The 14,940-nt window shown below is 55.9% G+C and carries 15 protein-coding genes; 10 read left to right on the top strand and 5 right to left on the bottom strand.

What is annotated here, in order from left to right:
* Nucleotides 1–88 precede the first annotated feature (88 nt).
* A complete protein-coding gene (locus Q5705_06720) occupies nucleotides 89–1,750 on the top strand; it encodes a putative transporter (GenBank protein ID WLI78239.1) in 1,662 nt (553 codons plus the stop codon).
* 3 nt (nucleotides 1,751–1,753) lie between these two features.
* Here Q5705_06720 and Q5705_06715 read toward each other — a convergent pair whose 3' ends face one another.
* Nucleotides 1,754–2,647: an AraC family transcriptional regulator gene (locus Q5705_06715; GenBank protein ID WLI78238.1), complete on the bottom strand. Its 894-nt coding sequence runs from the start codon at nucleotides 2,645–2,647 to the stop codon at nucleotides 1,754–1,756.
* 123 nt (nucleotides 2,648–2,770) lie between these two features.
* On the opposite strand from Q5705_06715, the gene Q5705_06710 reads away from it, so the two are divergent.
* The 6 genes from Q5705_06710 (at nucleotide 2,771) to Q5705_06685 (ending at nucleotide 9,028) form a co-directional block, all read left to right on the top strand.
* Nucleotides 2,771–4,483 (top strand): solute:sodium symporter family transporter, encoded by a 1,713-nt coding sequence (locus tag Q5705_06710; GenBank protein ID WLI78237.1) that lies wholly within the window; start codon nucleotides 2,771–2,773, stop codon nucleotides 4,481–4,483.
* On the top strand, nucleotides 4,480–5,973 hold the full coding sequence (locus Q5705_06705; GenBank protein WLI78236.1) for a sulfatase-like hydrolase/transferase: 1,494 nt from the start codon (nucleotides 4,480–4,482) through the stop codon (nucleotides 5,971–5,973). Before Q5705_06710 ends, Q5705_06705 begins: the two co-directional genes overlap by 4 nt.
* Nucleotides 5,974–6,024: 51 nt before the next feature.
* Nucleotides 6,025–6,372 (top strand): DUF202 domain-containing protein, encoded by a 348-nt coding sequence (locus tag Q5705_06700; GenBank protein ID WLI78235.1) that lies wholly within the window; start codon nucleotides 6,025–6,027, stop codon nucleotides 6,370–6,372.
* Nucleotides 6,362–6,712, top strand: coding sequence for a DUF202 domain-containing protein (locus tag Q5705_06695; protein WLI78234.1), 351 nt, complete (start codon nucleotides 6,362–6,364; stop codon nucleotides 6,710–6,712). The genes Q5705_06700 and Q5705_06695 overlap by 11 nt, the downstream gene beginning before the upstream one ends.
* Nucleotides 6,713–6,721: 9 nt before the next feature.
* Nucleotides 6,722–7,843 (top strand): anaerobic sulfatase maturase, encoded by a 1,122-nt coding sequence (locus tag Q5705_06690; GenBank protein WLI78233.1) that lies wholly within the window; start codon nucleotides 6,722–6,724, stop codon nucleotides 7,841–7,843.
* Nucleotides 7,844–7,939: 96 nt separating this feature from the next.
* Nucleotides 7,940–9,028 carry a cellulase family glycosylhydrolase gene (locus Q5705_06685; protein ID WLI78232.1) on the top strand — a complete coding sequence of 363 codons (1,089 nt, stop codon included), beginning with the start codon at nucleotides 7,940–7,942 and terminating at the stop codon, nucleotides 9,026–9,028.
* On the opposite strand, the gene emrD is transcribed toward Q5705_06685, so the two are convergent.
* The 3 genes from emrD to tisB form a co-directional block, all read right to left on the bottom strand.
* Nucleotides 8,931–10,115 (bottom strand): multidrug efflux MFS transporter EmrD, encoded by a 1,185-nt coding sequence (emrD, locus tag Q5705_06680; protein WLI78231.1) that lies wholly within the window; start codon nucleotides 10,113–10,115, stop codon nucleotides 8,931–8,933. The two genes, Q5705_06685 and emrD, sit on opposite strands and share 98 nt — an antisense overlap.
* Nucleotides 10,116–10,292: 177 nt before the next feature.
* The gene (locus Q5705_06675) at nucleotides 10,293–11,126 is read right to left on the bottom strand and encodes a DMT family transporter (GenBank protein WLI78987.1); all 834 of its coding nucleotides are present in this window, start codon (nucleotides 11,124–11,126) and stop codon (nucleotides 10,293–10,295) included.
* A gap of 119 nt (nucleotides 11,127–11,245) precedes the next feature.
* Nucleotides 11,246–11,335, bottom strand: a complete 90-nt coding sequence (gene tisB, locus Q5705_06670; GenBank protein WLI78230.1) for a type I toxin-antitoxin system toxin TisB — start codon at nucleotides 11,333–11,335, stop codon at nucleotides 11,246–11,248.
* Between the two features lie 506 nt (nucleotides 11,336–11,841).
* On the opposite strand from tisB, the gene ivbL reads away from it, so the two are divergent.
* From ivbL to ilvN, 3 genes are all read left to right on the top strand, one after another.
* The gene (ivbL, locus tag Q5705_06665; GenBank protein WLI78229.1) at nucleotides 11,842–11,940 is read left to right on the top strand and encodes an ilvB operon leader peptide IvbL; all 99 of its coding nucleotides are present in this window, start codon (nucleotides 11,842–11,844) and stop codon (nucleotides 11,938–11,940) included.
* 105 nt (nucleotides 11,941–12,045) lie between these two features.
* Entirely contained in the window at nucleotides 12,046–13,734 is a 1,689-nt protein-coding gene (ilvB, locus tag Q5705_06660) for an acetolactate synthase large subunit (protein WLI78228.1), read from the top strand.
* A 3-nt stretch (nucleotides 13,735–13,737) separates the two neighbouring features.
* Nucleotides 13,738–14,022 (top strand): acetolactate synthase small subunit, encoded by a 285-nt coding sequence (ilvN, locus tag Q5705_06655; protein WLI78227.1) that lies wholly within the window; start codon nucleotides 13,738–13,740, stop codon nucleotides 14,020–14,022.
* Nucleotides 14,023–14,063: 41 nt separating this feature from the next.
* On the opposite strand, the gene Q5705_06650 is transcribed toward ilvN, so the two are convergent.
* A complete protein-coding gene (locus tag Q5705_06650) occupies nucleotides 14,064–14,840 on the bottom strand; it encodes a DeoR family transcriptional regulator (protein WLI78226.1) in 777 nt (258 codons plus the stop codon).
* Nucleotides 14,841–14,940 lie beyond the last annotated feature (100 nt).

Here is a 14,940-nt window from a genome sequence, read left to right as displayed (position 1 = left end):
GAAGCCATGGAGTTTGTGCGCCATCGCCCATACAACCACGCCCGCCTCATGTCAGAATCTCCTCAATCATCATGTACAGGGAAAAATCATGAGTGATATTGCGTTAACCGTGAGCGTGCTGGCGCTGGTGGCCGTTGTCGGGCTGTGGATTGGCAACGTGAAAATACGCGGCGTCGGGTTTGGCATTGGCGGCGTGCTGTTCGGCGGCATTATCGTCGGCCACTTCGTCGATAAATTGGGCATTCCCTTAAGCAGCCCAATGCTGGTTTTCGTGCAGGAATTCGGCCTGATCCTCTTCGTCTACACCATTGGCATTCAGGTCGGGCCGGGTTTTTTCGCCTCGCTGCGCGTCTCTGGCCTGCGCCTCAATCTGTTTGCGATTTTGATAGTGCTCCTCGGCGGCCTGGTCACCGCAATCCTGCATAAACTCTTCGCCATTCCGCTGCCGGTGGTGCTCGGCCTCTTTTCCGGCGCGGTGACCAACACGCCCGCGCTGGGGGCTGGTCAGCAAATTTTGCGCGATTTAGGCATTCCTGCTGAGCAGCTTGATCTGATGGGGACAAGCTACGCGATGGCCTATCCGTTCGGTATCTGCGGGATTTTGCTGACCATGTGGCTGCTGCGCGTGCTGTTTCGCGTTGATGTCGATGAAGAAGCCCGCAAGCATGATTCCACCCTCAGCAGCGGCGTCTCGCATATTCGCACCATCAATATTCGCGTCGAAAACCCCAATCTCAACACCATGGCGATTCAGGATGTGCCGATCCTCAATAGCGACAAAATCATCTGCTCGCGCCTGAAACGGGGAGAGTTGCTGATGGTGCCGTCGCCGGAAACCGTCATACAGTCTGGCGATTTGCTGCACCTGGTGGGTTTACCCAAAGATTTGCATAACGCCCAACTGGTGATCGGTCAGGAGGTGGATACTTCGTTATCCACGCGCGGCACGGATTTGCGCGTCGAGCGCGTGGTGGTCACCAACGAAAAAGTGCTGGGGAAAAAAATCCGCGATCTGCATTTTAAAGAGCGCTACGACGTGGTGATTTCGCGCCTGAATCGCGCAGGTGTTGAACTGGTGGCAAGCTCCGATGCCAGTCTGCAATTTGGCGACATTCTCAACCTGGTGGGCCGACCGACGGCGATTGAAGCCGTCGCCAACGAAGTGGGCAACGCGCAGCAAAAATTGCAGCAGGTGCAGATGCTGCCGGTGTTTATTGGTATCGGGCTTGGCGTGCTGCTCGGCTCCGTGCCGCTGTTTATTCCTGGCTTTCCGGTCGCGCTGAAGTTAGGTCTGGCGGGCGGGCCGTTGATTATGGCGCTGATCCTCGGGCGCATCGGTACCATCGGCAAGCTCTACTGGTTTATGCCGCCGAGCGCCAACCTGGCGCTGCGCGAGTTAGGTATTGTGCTGTTTCTCTCCGTCGTCGGGCTGAAATCCGGCGGGGATTTTATTGCCACTCTGACCCACGGCGACGGCGTGAAGTGGATGTGTTTCGGCATCTTTATCACCGCCATTCCGCTGCTTACGGTCGGCATCCTGGCGCGGATGCTGGGGAAAATGAACTACTTAACCCTGTGCGGTATGCTGGCTGGCTCGATGACCGATCCGCCCGCTTTGGCGTTCGCCAATGGTCTGCATGCCACCAGCGGAGCCGCCGCGCTCTCGTATGCTACGGTTTATCCGCTGGTGATGTTTCTGCGCATTATTACCCCGCAGTTGCTGGCCGTGCTGCTGTGGGGAATGGGGTGATTATTACTTCTCGCGACCGGCATCGCCAGGATGCCGGTCTGGCGTTTTGCGTACCGCCGAGGGCGCATAACCAAACTTCTGCTTGAACGCTTTGCTGAAGTGAAAGGCGTCAAAAAAATTCAGCATATCAGCGACATGCGCAATTGAATTACCCTCCTGCTTCAGGAGCGACTGCGCCAGTTCGAGGCGGGCATCCAGGTAGTACTCTTTCGGGGTTTTCCCGGTGTAGCGCAGAAAAAGGCGTCGCAGCCAGGGCTCGCTGCACTGCATCCACTGCGCCATTTCGCTCACCGTCCAGCGTTTTTGCGGGGAGGCATGCAGCGCGGTAATTAATTTTTCAATATGCAGTAACTGGCTATCCTTTATTCCATTTTCAGAAATAAGACAAATCCACTGATATATAATTTTCGTCAGAAAGGCCACCGCCAGATTATTTTTCATCGGATCCCGACTGGCGATAAGCGTGGCGACATTACTGAGTTCCTGATTAAACCCGCTGCCGTTATAAATAATAGCCTGCTGTAATAACGGTATTTCCATAACGCTGGTAGGGATAAACTCCATCCAGTATTGTTCCCACAACAAACCATCGCAGTGATATTTTTTTATATCGGTTGGTTTTAAGAATATAACGCAATTTCCATTGAGAGTAATTTCGCTATTGTCCTTCAGGTATATCTTCCCGCAGCCTTGCAGGGTGTAGACCGCCACCCAGGAGTTGGCAATCAGCGGCTTTTTCTTATCACGCGGCCAGTAAACGCGGTAGCTTTCATCCGCCAGCGTATGCCACAGCGAAATCAGCGTAATTCCGCTCGAGATCACATTTTCGTCAAGAACCAGCGGAATATTGTAGGTAGTTTCGGTTTTTACATCCGAAATATTATTTTTTCCATTCATTTTATTATCTCGCCGGAGAATTATGCCCACAACCTGACCGTGAAACTTAGCAGAAAAATCTTAGGCCAGGGAAATAATGATTCTTTTTTGCAGCACCATCGCCTATTAATAAGGGCAATAAAAATGAATATGCAGCAAATTGTGAGCTTTATTGCATTTACTCTGCTCGTCGCATTCATTACCTGGTGGAAGTTACGCAAAGCCGATACCGGTTCGCAGCAGGGCTATTTTCTGGCGGGACGTTCCCTGAAAGCGCCGGTGATTGCCGCCTCATTGATGCTGACCAACCTGTCGACAGAGCAACTGGTCGGGCTGACCGGCCAGGCGTATCGCAGCGGTATGTCCGTGATGGCCTGGGAAGTTATCTCCGCTATTCCGTTGATTTTCCTGGCGCTGATCTTCCTGCCCCGCTATTTACAACGCGGCATCGCCACCATTCCCGATTTTATTGAGGAGCGCTACGACAAAACCACGCGCATCATCATCGACTGCTGTTTCCTGATTGCTACCGGCATCTGCTTTCTGCCGATTATTCTCTACTCCGGCGCGCTGGCCTTTAACAGCATGTTTCATGTTGCTGATACTTTTGGCATTTCGCAAAACAGCGCCATCTGGGCGATGGCGATTGTGCTCGGCATTTCCGGCATTCTTTATGCAGTGGTTGGCGGGATGCGCGCCATTGCCATTGCCGATGTGATTAACGGCATTGGCCTTGTGATTGGCGGCCTGATGGTGCCGGTGTTTGGCCTGATGGCAATGGGCGGCGGCGATTTTTTTCGTGGCGTTGACCGCCTGACCAGCGACCACAGCCAGCTGCTCAACTCCATTGGCGGCAGCCACGATCCGGTGCCGATTGGCGCCGCGTTAACCGGGCTGATTCTGGTAAACACCTTTTACTGGTGTACCAATCAGGGCATTGTCCAGCGCACACTGGCATCGCGCAGCCTGGCGGAAGGGCAAAAAGGCGCGCTATTAACTGCGGTGCTGAAGATGCTCGATCCGCTGATTCTGGTCCTGCCAGGCGTGATTGCGTTTCACCTGTTTCAGGATCTACCAAAAGCCGATATGGCCTACCCGGCGCTGGTTAACAAAGTGATGCCGCTGCCGCTGATCGGCTTTTTTAGCGCCGTGCTGTTTGGTGCCATCATCAGCGCCTTTTGCGGCTTTTTGAATAGCGCCAGCACGCTGTTCAGCCTCGGGATTTATCGGCGGATTATCAATGAGCAGGCAACCGATGACCAACTGGTGCGCGTCGGGCGCAGGTTTGGCCTGGTGGTGGCGGTGGTTTCTGTATTTGTCGCGCCGTGGATTGCCAATGCGCCGCAGGGGCTTTACTCGTGGATGAAGCAGCTCAACGGCATTTATAACGTTCCGCTGGTGACCATCGTCATTATGGGCTTCTTCTTTCCGCGCATTCCGGCGATTGCCGCCAAAGCCGCCATGTTGTTCGGTATTTGCAGCTATATCACCATCAACTATTTAGTGAAGTTCGACTTCCATTTTCTCTACCTTCTCGCCACCACCTTCTGCCTGAATGTGGTGCTGATGCTGGTGATTGGCTGGTTCAAACCGCGCGCTACGCCGTTTTCTTTTCGCGATGCCTTCGCCGTGGATATGAAACCGTGGAAAAACGCGAAGATAGCGTCCGTCGGTGTGCTGTTCGCCATGATTGGCGTTTACGCCGGGCTGGCGCAATTTGGCGGTTACCCCACCCATGCCTTCACCATTATTTGTTATTTGATTGTCGCCGCAGTGGTGATTTACCTGCTGGTCGATGCGCTGCGCCAGCGCCGCACCGCTCACGCGACGTATGCTGACATCAAGGAAAAGCCATGACTCGCCCTAACTTTCTGTTCATTATGACCGACACGCAGGCCACCAATATGGTGGGCTGTTACAGCGGCAAGCCGTTGAACACGCACCATATTGATGCGCTGGCGCAGGAAGGCATTCGCTTTAATTCCGCCTATACCTGCACCCCCGTTTGCACCCCGGCACGCGCCGGGCTGTTTACTGGCATCTACAGTAATCAGTCCGGGCCGTGGACCAACAATGTCGCGCCGGGCAAAAACATCTCCACCATGGGACGTTACTTTCAGGATGCGGGTTACCACACCTGCTATATCGGCAAATGGCACCTCGACGGGCACGACTACTTCGGCACCGGCGTTTGCCCGCCGGAGTGGGATGAGGAGTACTGGTTTGACGGCGCGAACTACCTGGCAGAATTAACCGACGAGCAGATAAGCCTCTGGCGCAACGGGTTGAACAGCGTGGAGGATTTGCAGGCGCACAACATCGATGAGACCTTTACCTGGGCGTATCGCATCAGCAACCGCGCCATCGATTTTCTCGCCAAACCGGACGTTGAAGATGAACCGTTCCTGATGGTGGTCTCCTATGATGAACCGCACCACCCTTTTACCTGCCCGGTCGCGTATCTGGAAAAGTACGCCGACTTTTACTATGACTTGCAGGGCAAGGCGCAGGATGATTTAGCCAACAAACCGGAGCATCATCGCCTGTGGGCGCAGGCCATGCCTTCGCCGGTCGGGGAGGATGGCCTTTATCACCATCCGATGTATTTCGCCTGTAACGATTTTGTGGATGACCAGATTGGCCGGGTGATCAATGCGCTCACCCCGCAACAACGGGAAAACACCTGGGTGATTTACACCTCCGATCACGGCGAAATGATGGGCGCGCATCAGCTCATCAGTAAAGGTGCGGCGATGTATGACGATATTACGCGTATACCGCTGATTATCCGCCCGCCGCACGGCTCGCCTGCCGAGGTGGATACGCCGGTCAGCCATATTGATGTGCTGCCAACGTTGATGGCATTGGCAGGCATTGAAAAACCGCCGATTTTGCCCGGTGAAAACCTTTTCAACGCGCAGCCTGAACGTGGCGTGATGGTGGAATTTAACCGTTATGAAATTGAACATGATAGTTTCGGTGGGTTTATTCCGGTACGCTGCTGGGTCACCGACGGCTTTAAACTGGTGCTGAATCTGTTTACCAGCGATGAGTTGTACGACCGGCATAATGACCCGGATGAACTGAATAATTTGATTAACGATCCGCGCTTTGCCGACACCCGTAACCGGCTGCATGATGCGCTGCTGGATTATATGGATAAGGTGCGCGACCCGTTCCGTACTTACCAGTGGAGCCTGCGCCCGTGGCGAGCCGATGCCGCGCCGCGCTGGATGGGGGCATTCCGCCCGCGTCCGGAAGATGGTTACTCCCCCGTGGTGCGCGATTACGACACCGGCTTGCCCACGCAGGGGGTGAAGGTGGAAGAGAAAACGCAGAAGTTCTGATCATGCCCCGCACGGCAACCGGCGTGGGGTAATCGATAACAAGGAGAAGTCATGAAAATATCCCGCGTCGGCGAAGCCCCGGATTACCGCTTTTCGCTGGCCAACGAGCGCACTTTTCTTGCCTGGATCCGCACCGCGCTCGGTTTTCTCGCCGCGGGCGTCGGCCTGGATCAGCTGGCCCCGGAATTTGCCACGCCGCTTATCCGCGAAGTGCTGGCGCTGCTGTTGTGCCTCTTTGCCGGTGCGCTGGCGCTTTACGGTTATCTGCGCTGGCTGCGCAATGAAAAAGCGATGCGCCTGAAAGAGGATTTGCCCTACACCCGCACGCTGCTGGTGATTAGCGTTGCCCTGCTGGCGGTCGCGGTGGTGGTCATGGTGCTGGTGTTCTATGCCGGATAACCGCAAAGCACGCCGCGAAGCCGATCCGGGCCTACAACCGGAACGCACGTCGCTGGCATGGTTGCGCACGTTATTTGGCTACGGCGCATTGATGGCGCTGGCGGTGAAGCATAACTGGCAGCAGTCGGGCACGCCGTTCTGGATTTCTCTGGCGCTGCTGGCGTTAGCGGCGGTGATCCTCTGGCGCTACACCCATAAGCGCCAGTTAATGGACGTGAACGACAATGATTTTGTTATGCCTGGCGCGATACGTGACAAATTATTGATCTCCCTCGCGGTGTTTTCCCTCTCGTTACTGTTTGCTGTTACCCATATCCGCCAGCTACTTCTATTTCTCTAAGGACAAGTGATGCCAGGCTGTCATGTGATGGCGAAGCCCGCCAGTTCCCGCTGTAACCTTAACTGCCGCTACTGTTTTTACCTTGAGAAACCCCAGCAAGACGTAATGGATGACGCCACGCTGGCGGCGTTTATCCGCCAGCAAATCGACGCGCAACCGGGCAACGTGGTGCCGTTCGCCTGGCAGGGCGGTGAACCCACGCTCTGCGGGCTGGATTTTTTCCGCCGTGTCGCCGCCCTGCAACAGCAGTATGCCAACGGCAAGCGGATCGAAAACGCCTTTCAAACCAATGGGATTTTGCTCAATGACGCCTGGTGCCGTTTCTTTCGGGAAAATGACTGGCTGGTGGGTATTTCCATTGATGGCCCGGCAGAATTGCACGATGTGTATCGTGTGAACCGCCGCGGTAAACCCTCGCACCACAAAGTGGTGAACGCCATTGAAACCCTGGTAAAACATGGCGTGGCGTTCAACCTGCTTTGCGTGGTGAATAACCGCAACAGCCAGCAGCCGCAGCAGGTTTACCGCTATCTGCGCGCACTCGGCACGCCGTTTTTGCAGTTTATTCCGTTGGTCGAGCAGGATGCGCTGGGGCATTTATCCGCTGAATCCGTGAGCGGCGAAGCGTGGGGCCACTTTCTGAGCACAGTGTTTGATCTCTGGGCGCGGGAAGATATTGGCCGCGTCTATGTGCAGTTGTTTGACTCAACTCTCGGCGTGTGGAGCGGCTACCCGTCGCAAATGTGTACCTTCGGCGAAACCTGCGGCCATGCCTTTGCGCTGGAGGCTAACGGCGATATTTACCAGTGCGATCACTATGTTTACCCGGATTATCGCCTCGGCAACCTGCATCACATCCCCATCAAAGAGATCAACGCCAGCCGCGAGGCTATCGTCTTCGGGCAGAGTAAAAAAGCGACGCTCGGCAGTGATTGCCGGAACTGCGACGTGCTGCGGTTTTGCCAGGGCGACTGCCCGAAGCACCGCTTTAGCCACGGCAAGAGCGCATTGTGTGAAGGTTACCGCCACTTTTTCACCCACAGTGCGCCGCATATGCGCGTGATGCGTGATTTGCTGCGCCAGCGGCGCTCACCCATGGAGCTCATGGCGATTTTGCGCCAGCGCGGCTGAGTGTGAAGAGAAAATTTATTACGCTTTGTCGCTACGCGTGGCGGATAAAAGCATGCTAAATACATGTAATCACCCCCGATTTTCGCAAGGTCAACTGTGTTAAAGCCATTGATTGCTGTTGTTATGTTGCTGGCGGGAACGACTGTATTTGCCGCCGAAACTCCGCTGACGGCGGCGCGTTACGCGCAGCAGTTGGGGGTGGGTATGGATGTCGACTGGGCGCGCACCGAGCGCGGTATTCGCGAGTTTGACCCGCTTATCGTACGCGATTTCTACAACGCCGGTATTCGCCATGTCCGTATTCGCGTGGCGGATAACATGACCGAAGCGCGCCTGATTCACCTGCGTAAGCTGGTGGAAGCCTGCGAGCAATACGGTATTACCCCGGTGATTGCTTACCAGGCGGACAGCTTCAAAGCCGATCCTGATGCGAAAAACGAAGCGCAACTGGTGGCGTGGTGGTCAACGGTGGGGCATTTTTTTGGCACCGAACACCCGACGCTCGGTTTTGATGTGATTTATGAACCCGCCGACAAGCTCAACCGCGATCTCCCTGCGCTTAATCGCGCCTACGACAATGTTGTCAGAACCCTGCATGATATCGATCCGCAGCGGATGATTTTTATCGCCCCACGCATGCGCGCCGCGCCGGAAGATCTCGCCTCGTTAAAACTGCCTGCGCACAGCCAGAACTACCTGCTGGCGGAGTGGCATATCTTTCCGTGGGGGCCGCTGAAAACCAACGGCAAATACCCGTGGACCTCCGGTACGGCGGCGGAGAAAGCAGCGATCCGCGCACGCATTGCCACGGCGTTGCGCTGGCAGCAAAAAACCGGACACGCCAGTTGGGTGGGCGGCTGGGCGGTGGGCGAATCGATAAAAAGCACACCCAGCGCATCACAAATGGCATTCGCCCGCTTTATGGCCTGCGAGTTGAACAAGGCGAAAATCCCGTACGCCATTAATGCCGATACGCAATTTTATGATGGTGAAGAGGGCGCGTGGCGGCCTGCGCCGGAGCCATTATTGAAAGAGATGATTGCCCCCACGTGTGAAAAGCCCGACGCAAAGCCGGGCCATCATGAGGTTAAAGCGCCGGTTCGTGGTGCGCAAAGCGCGACGCCAGCGGCAGCCAGCACAACACAATCAACAGCCCGGCCAGCGTCATCAGCATCCCAAGGCTAAACTGGCTGTTTTGCGGTAACTGCGCCGACAGCCACGCCAGCCCGCCGGAGCCCATGTTCTGCAAGCCACCAATCAGCGCGCCTGCGGTGCCGGCCAAAAACGGGAACGGCTCCATCGCACCGCTGGTTGCCAGCGGGAACAGCATCCCGGCGCCGAAGAAGAACAGCGCGGCGGGCACCACCAGAGTCCAGATGTTCATCACCCCCAGTATGCCGGGGATCCACATCAGGATACCGGCGGCCAGGCAACTGATCACCGCCTGCCACATCAGCGAGGTGAAACGCTTATTTTGCCGTCCGGCAAACCATGCGCCGAAAAACGCCGCCGGAATAGGCAGTATAAACAGCACGCTCACCGTCAGGCTATTAAGGCCGAGCACGCCGCCCATCAGCACGCCGGAACAGGCTTCAAACACCGCAATCCCGGCCAGGCCGCCAATCAGCATTAACAAGTAACAACTAAACGCACCGTTGCCGAGCAGGGCTTTATAGCTGGCGACCAGCCTCGTGCGCGGCGCGTCCAGGGGCCGCGTTTCCGGCATCCAGCGCGCCATGCTGTAAGTCACAATTGCGCATAACACCAGCAAGAAGATAAAGCAGGCGCGCCAGTTCACCAGCGTATTCAGCACGCCGCCAATCAGCGGAGCCAGCAGTGGGCTAACCAGAATGCCCATATTTAACAGGCTGTTAGCGTGGCGCAATTCGGTGCCCGCATAAAGATCGCGCGGCAATGTGCGCGCCATGACGCCGCCAACCCCGGTGCCGACGCCCTGAAGGGCGCTGGCGAAGATCAGCACCGGCAGGCTGTTAGTGGTGATAGCGATCAGTGTTGCCAGCATAAAAATCGACATCCCGGCGAGGATCACCGGACGACGACCCACGCGGTCGGCCAGCGGGCCGTAGAATAACTGCGAGACGCCATAGGTCAGCAGGTATGCAGCCATCACACTCTGCACTGCGCCTTCTGTTACCGCCAGGTCGCGCGCCATATCCGCAATCGCCGGGATATAGATGGTTTGCGCCATCTGCCCGACCGCGACCAGAAGCACCAGCATCAATAACAAATTGACGTTTCTTTGCCTTTTCATATCGATGATTACTTTATAAAAGATGGAAATTATAGAATATATGGCTGCGATACAGCCTTAATGAAGGAGGAATCTACCATAAGAAGATGACAGAACCACTACGGATCCCAGTAATGGTTGCGCGGTGGCAGGCAGGATTTGTAAACGATTATCGGCAACATTTGTTGCCAGGATGATTCACGAAAGGCGCAGCAGAATCGCCCCAGCCGCGATACCGCAGGCGGCGACAATCCGCAGCCCGGCGACTTTCTCTTTCAGCAGCAAAAACGCCAACAATGCGCCGAACAAAATGGAGGTTTCGCGCAGGGCCGCAACAACCGCCAGCGGTGCTTGCGTCATGGCCCACAGCGCCAGGCCGTAGGAGCCCATGGTGCCAATCCCGCCCGGTACGCCCTTTTTCCAGTTTGCGACCAGGTAACGCGAAACCGTCTGGCGTCGCGCCACCATTGCCCACAGCAGCAGGCAGAAGCCGTTCAGAAAGAAGGTCCATAAAGTGTAACCGAGCGCGGAACCGGCCAGGCGCACGCCGGTGCCGTCCACCAGCGTATAGCCCGCGATAAAACAAGAGTTGAGTAGCGCCAGCCAAATCCCCTTGCGTGACTGGCTGCGCCCGTTAAAGGCCATCCCCAGAATCGATAAGCAGATCACCGCAATGCCGCCCCACGCCAGGTCGCTTAAGGAATCGCCCATAAACAGCACGCTGATTAACGCCACCAGCAGCGGCGCAGCGCCGCGCATCAGCGGGTAGGTCTGGCTCATATCCGAGACCTGATACGTTTTGGCGACCAGCACGGTATAAACCACCTGCAAGGCGCAACTTGCCGCCAGATACGGTGCGCTGGCAAGGGTCGGCTGGGGAGAGAAAGGCAATAAAATCAGGGCGATTAGCGCAGCGGAACCGCTCACCGCAATGGCAGAATAGAGCTTGTCGCTGCCCGCTTTGACAATGGCGTTCCAGCTGGCGTGCAGCAGCGCGGCGAACAGCAAAATCGAAAAAACAGTGAGTGTCATGGCGGTCAGCGTGAGTGAAATGTCACCAAAATGTAACATAGCTGCCGCAGCGCAGGCCAGAACGGCCATGTTAAAGGGGGACGGTTGCCCGCCCCCCTTTGGTGCGACTTGAACCTGAATTACCGCAGGAATTTCAGGACAGCTTCAAGCAGTTGCAACAAGGCAACAATGAGTTTCAGGATCAGGATAACCATCTCCATTTCGCCCATACGCGTCTCCTCAGGTAAAGGAGCACCGGCTGACGTACCTTTCCGCCGCCTGTTGCCAGCCGTGTTGTTGGCGTAACGCAGTGTGCTCACAGGGGTTAAGGCGCTGACGGCACCACCCGTTTCAGCCAGGACTTATTGCGCCGTAGATGCGGCCCCTAACACAGATGCGCGGGATCAGTATATGTGAACACTGTGTTTATATACAGTAATTATTGGCGGTTTTTGCGACATTGCACCATACTTAATGCGGCGGATTACGCCTGAAAATTGCGCAATTTTCCGATATAGCGTATAGTTCCGCTGTTGACGTAACGCAGTGTGCTTGCGGCCACCAACCGCAAAAAACTGCAAAAAAACCTCGCTCCGGCGGGGTTTTTTGTTTTCATCGCTTAAGTAAATAAATGTGAGCGATAGCGCACTTTCCCGCCGCTGCGCAAAAAGCAGTTGTCGGCGGATGATTCCTGTGTTTGTATAAATCTCGTTAATAACACAACAACAGGTCCCTAATGAACGCTGCCATCAAACCGATGACCCTACTAAAAACCGCGCATAACGCCGCGGTGGTCGTCGTGCGTGTGGTGGTGGTCGTCGGCAAAGCGCCGTAGGGTCCGGAACAACACACGATTCCAAAACCCCGCCGGCGCAAACCGGGCGGGGTTTCTTGTTTTATCCCTCCCGGAAAGTCGGCCCAGAACAAGAAGGACTGGAGCATGGCAAGTTCGGGCAGCACACCGCAATCCACGCGCTACACAGGCGCGCAGCTGATTGTTCATTTACTGGAGCGACAGGGCATCACCACCGTTACGGGCATCCCGGGCGGCACCGTCTTGCCGTTATACGACGCGCTGAGCCAAAGTACGCAGATTCGCCATGTACTGGCGCGTCACGAGCAGGGCGCAGGCTTTATCGCCCAGGGCATGGCACGCACACAGGGAAAACCGGCGGTGTGTCTGGCCTGTAGTGGACCGGGCGCGACCAACCTGGTGACCGCCATCGCCGATGCGCGTCTCGATTCCATCCCGCTGGTGTGCATCACCGGCCAGGTGCCCGCCTCAATGATTGGCACCGACGCATTCCAGGAAGTAGACACTTACGGCATCTCTATCCCCATCACCAAACACAACTACCTGGTGCGCAATATCGCCGAACTGCCGCAGGTCATTAGCGACGCGTTTCGCATTGCGCAGTCCGGTCGCCCTGGCCCGGTGTGGATAGATATTCCAAAAGATGTACAGACCGCAGAAATCACCCTGAGCGAGTTGCCGGAACCCGGTTATAAAGCCCCGGCTCCCGCCTGGAATGCGCAGTCTGTTCGCGAAGCCGCCGAGATGATCAACGCCGCTCAGCGCCCGGTGCTCTACCTGGGCGGCGGCGTGATTAATGCGCCGCAGCAAATTCGTCGGCTGGCGGAAAAAGCCAATTTGCCAACAACCATGACGCTGATGGCGCTCGGTATGCTGCCAAAAAACCATCCGCTGTCGCTGGGAATGCTGGGCATGCACGGTGCGCGCAGCACTAACTTCATCTTGCAGGAAGCGGATTTACTGATTGTTCTGGGCGCGCGTTTTGATGACCGGGCGATTGGCAAAACCGAGCAGTTCTGTCCGAATGCCAAAATCATTCATGTTGATATCGACCGCGCAGAGCTGGGCAAAGTGAAGCAAGCGCATGTTGCTATTCAGGGCGATGTTGGTGAAGTCCTCGACGTATTGATCCCGCAGATTGAAGCGAGCGCCCGCCACGCCTGGCGCAACACCGTTGAACAGTTGCAGGCGGAATTTCCTTCTGCCATTGCGCAGCATCGCGATCCGTTAAGCCATTACGGTTTAATTAACGCGGTGGCGGCCTGTGTGGATGATGAGGCGATTATCGCCACCGATGTCGGGCAGCATCAGATGTGGACAGCGCAAGCATATCCGCTTAATCGCCCGCGCCAGTGGCTGACGTCCGGCGGGCTGGGCACCATGGGCTTTGGTCTGCCTGCGGCGATTGGCGCGGCGCTGGCGAACCCGGAGCGCAAAGTTATCTGCTTTTCCGGTGACGGCAGCCTGATGATGAATATTCAGGAAATGGCCACTGCTGCGGAAAATAATCTGGATGTAAAAATCATTCTGATGAATAACGAAGCGCTGGGGCTGGTGCATCAACAACAGAGCCTGTTCTACAAGTCTGGCGTCTTTGCCGCGACGTATCCCGGTATGGTCAACTTTATGCAGATTGCCGCCGGTTTTGGCCTGCAAACCTGCGATTTAAATGCCGCGGCCGACCCGCAAGCCGCGCTGCAAGAGATTATCTCCCGCCCTGGCCCGGCGCTGGTCCATGTGCGTATCGATCCACAAGAAAAAGTCTACCCGATGGTGCCGCCGGGCGCGGCGAATACAGAAATGGTGGGGGAATAAGCCATGCAAACAACCGATAACGTCATTCTCGAACTCACCGTGCGCAACCATCCGGGTGTAATGACCCATGTCTGCGGGCTATTTGCCCGTCGCGCGTTCAACGTGGAAGGCATTCTCTGTTTGCCGCTACAAAACGGCGAGCAGAGCCGCATCTGGCTACAGGTCGCCAACGACCAGCGCCTGGAGCAGATGATAAGCCAGATCGATAAGCTGGAAGATGTGGTGCAAATCATCCGTCACCAGACCGATCCGGGCGTGTTTAACAAGCTTGGGTTGTTCTTTGAGTAACGGCTAAAACGGCGCGCTTGCCTGAGGTTCTTTCGGCCTGATTACTCATTTTCAGCATCGGGGGTAATGATTTTCACAAAGGCATTTCGGCAATGCGCCGAATATTCCGCAGGCAAGGGCCTGTCGCTGACCAGCACATCGAAGCTGGCGAGCGGCGCGATGCTGGCGGGCGCGACCTCATCGAACAGGGCGTAACGCGCCAGCAAAATCTTGCGCATCCCCTGTTCCATAGCCTTACGTTTCATGGGCAGATCGTCGATGTTGAACCAGGTCACGCCGTAATGTTCATGCACGCCGCTGGCGGAAATAAAGGCTTTGCGCGGGTTTAACGCATCGAGAAGGGAGTGATTATCCGGGGCATAAAACGCATCGCTTTTGGCGCGATATGTTCCGCCGCACAGCATGGCCGTGGCGTTCGGTTTGGCATTAAGCGCCATAAAAACCTGGTGAGAATAGCAAATGCCGGTGAAGTGGATGTCATCTGGGATCATGCTGATAACCAGCGGCATTTCCGGCCCGTTATCAAAAAACACCAAATCGTTTTCGCTCACCAGCCCGGCCGCCAGGATCGCGACGGGCAAATCGTCTTTATGATGGGGTCGAGCGGCTGAAACCACCGCGGCGGCAGGCTTATTGACCATAACAATGTAGCCGCCGAGCAGGGCTAACGGTAAGGGTTCCTCTTCCTGGCTGAAATCCCGGCGGATCGTCATGACAGAAACCTCCAGCATACGCGCGGCGTCTTTCAGATGGATACGGTCCGTCTTTTTCAGCAGTTCCACCAGACGACGAATACGCTCTTTTTGCTTAGTTTCCATTCACTTGTTCTCCGGCTCGCTCGCGAATGTTTCAATAGTAACATTGAAATGTTCGCGTTGGATATGGAGTTAACTGCCGGGAATTCGCCAGTTGTGATGG

The sequence above is a fragment of the Kosakonia sp. H02 genome (assembly GCA_030704225.1).
Lineage (GTDB): Bacteria > Pseudomonadota > Gammaproteobacteria > Enterobacterales > Enterobacteriaceae > Kosakonia.
Note: the sequence above shows the minus strand (reverse complement) of the source record. Positions and strands in the feature narration are given on the sequence as shown.

Bases quoted from the DNA above. Each gene is read 5' to 3' on its own strand.
- Q5705_06700 (WLI78235.1), top strand. From the start codon at position 6,025: ATGAAAATATCCCGCGTCGGCGAAGCCCCGGATTACCGCTTTTCGCTG.
- Q5705_06695 (WLI78234.1), top strand. From the start codon at position 6,362: ATGCCGGATAACCGCAAAGCACGCCGCGAAGCCGATCCGGGCCTACAA.
- Q5705_06715 (WLI78238.1), bottom strand. From the start codon at position 2,647: ATGAATGGAAAAAATAATATTTCGGATGTAAAAACCGAAACTACCTAC.
- ilvB (WLI78228.1), top strand. From the start codon at position 12,046: ATGGCAAGTTCGGGCAGCACACCGCAATCCACGCGCTACACAGGCGCG.
- Q5705_06675 (WLI78987.1), bottom strand. From the start codon at position 11,126: ATGACACTCACTGTTTTTTCGATTTTGCTGTTCGCCGCGCTGCTGCAC.
- Q5705_06720 (WLI78239.1), top strand. From the start codon at position 89: ATGAGTGATATTGCGTTAACCGTGAGCGTGCTGGCGCTGGTGGCCGTT.
- Q5705_06710 (WLI78237.1), top strand. From the start codon at position 2,771: ATGAATATGCAGCAAATTGTGAGCTTTATTGCATTTACTCTGCTCGTC.
- ivbL (WLI78229.1), top strand. From the start codon at position 11,842: ATGAACGCTGCCATCAAACCGATGACCCTACTAAAAACCGCGCATAAC.
- Q5705_06690 (WLI78233.1), top strand. From the start codon at position 6,722: ATGCCAGGCTGTCATGTGATGGCGAAGCCCGCCAGTTCCCGCTGTAAC.
- Q5705_06650 (WLI78226.1), bottom strand. From the start codon at position 14,840: ATGGAAACTAAGCAAAAAGAGCGTATTCGTCGTCTGGTGGAACTGCTG.
- Q5705_06705 (WLI78236.1), top strand. From the start codon at position 4,480: ATGACTCGCCCTAACTTTCTGTTCATTATGACCGACACGCAGGCCACC.
- ilvN (WLI78227.1), top strand. From the start codon at position 13,738: ATGCAAACAACCGATAACGTCATTCTCGAACTCACCGTGCGCAACCAT.
- tisB (WLI78230.1), bottom strand. From the start codon at position 11,335: ATGGGCGAAATGGAGATGGTTATCCTGATCCTGAAACTCATTGTTGCC.
- emrD (WLI78231.1), bottom strand. From the start codon at position 10,115: ATGAAAAGGCAAAGAAACGTCAATTTGTTATTGATGCTGGTGCTTCTG.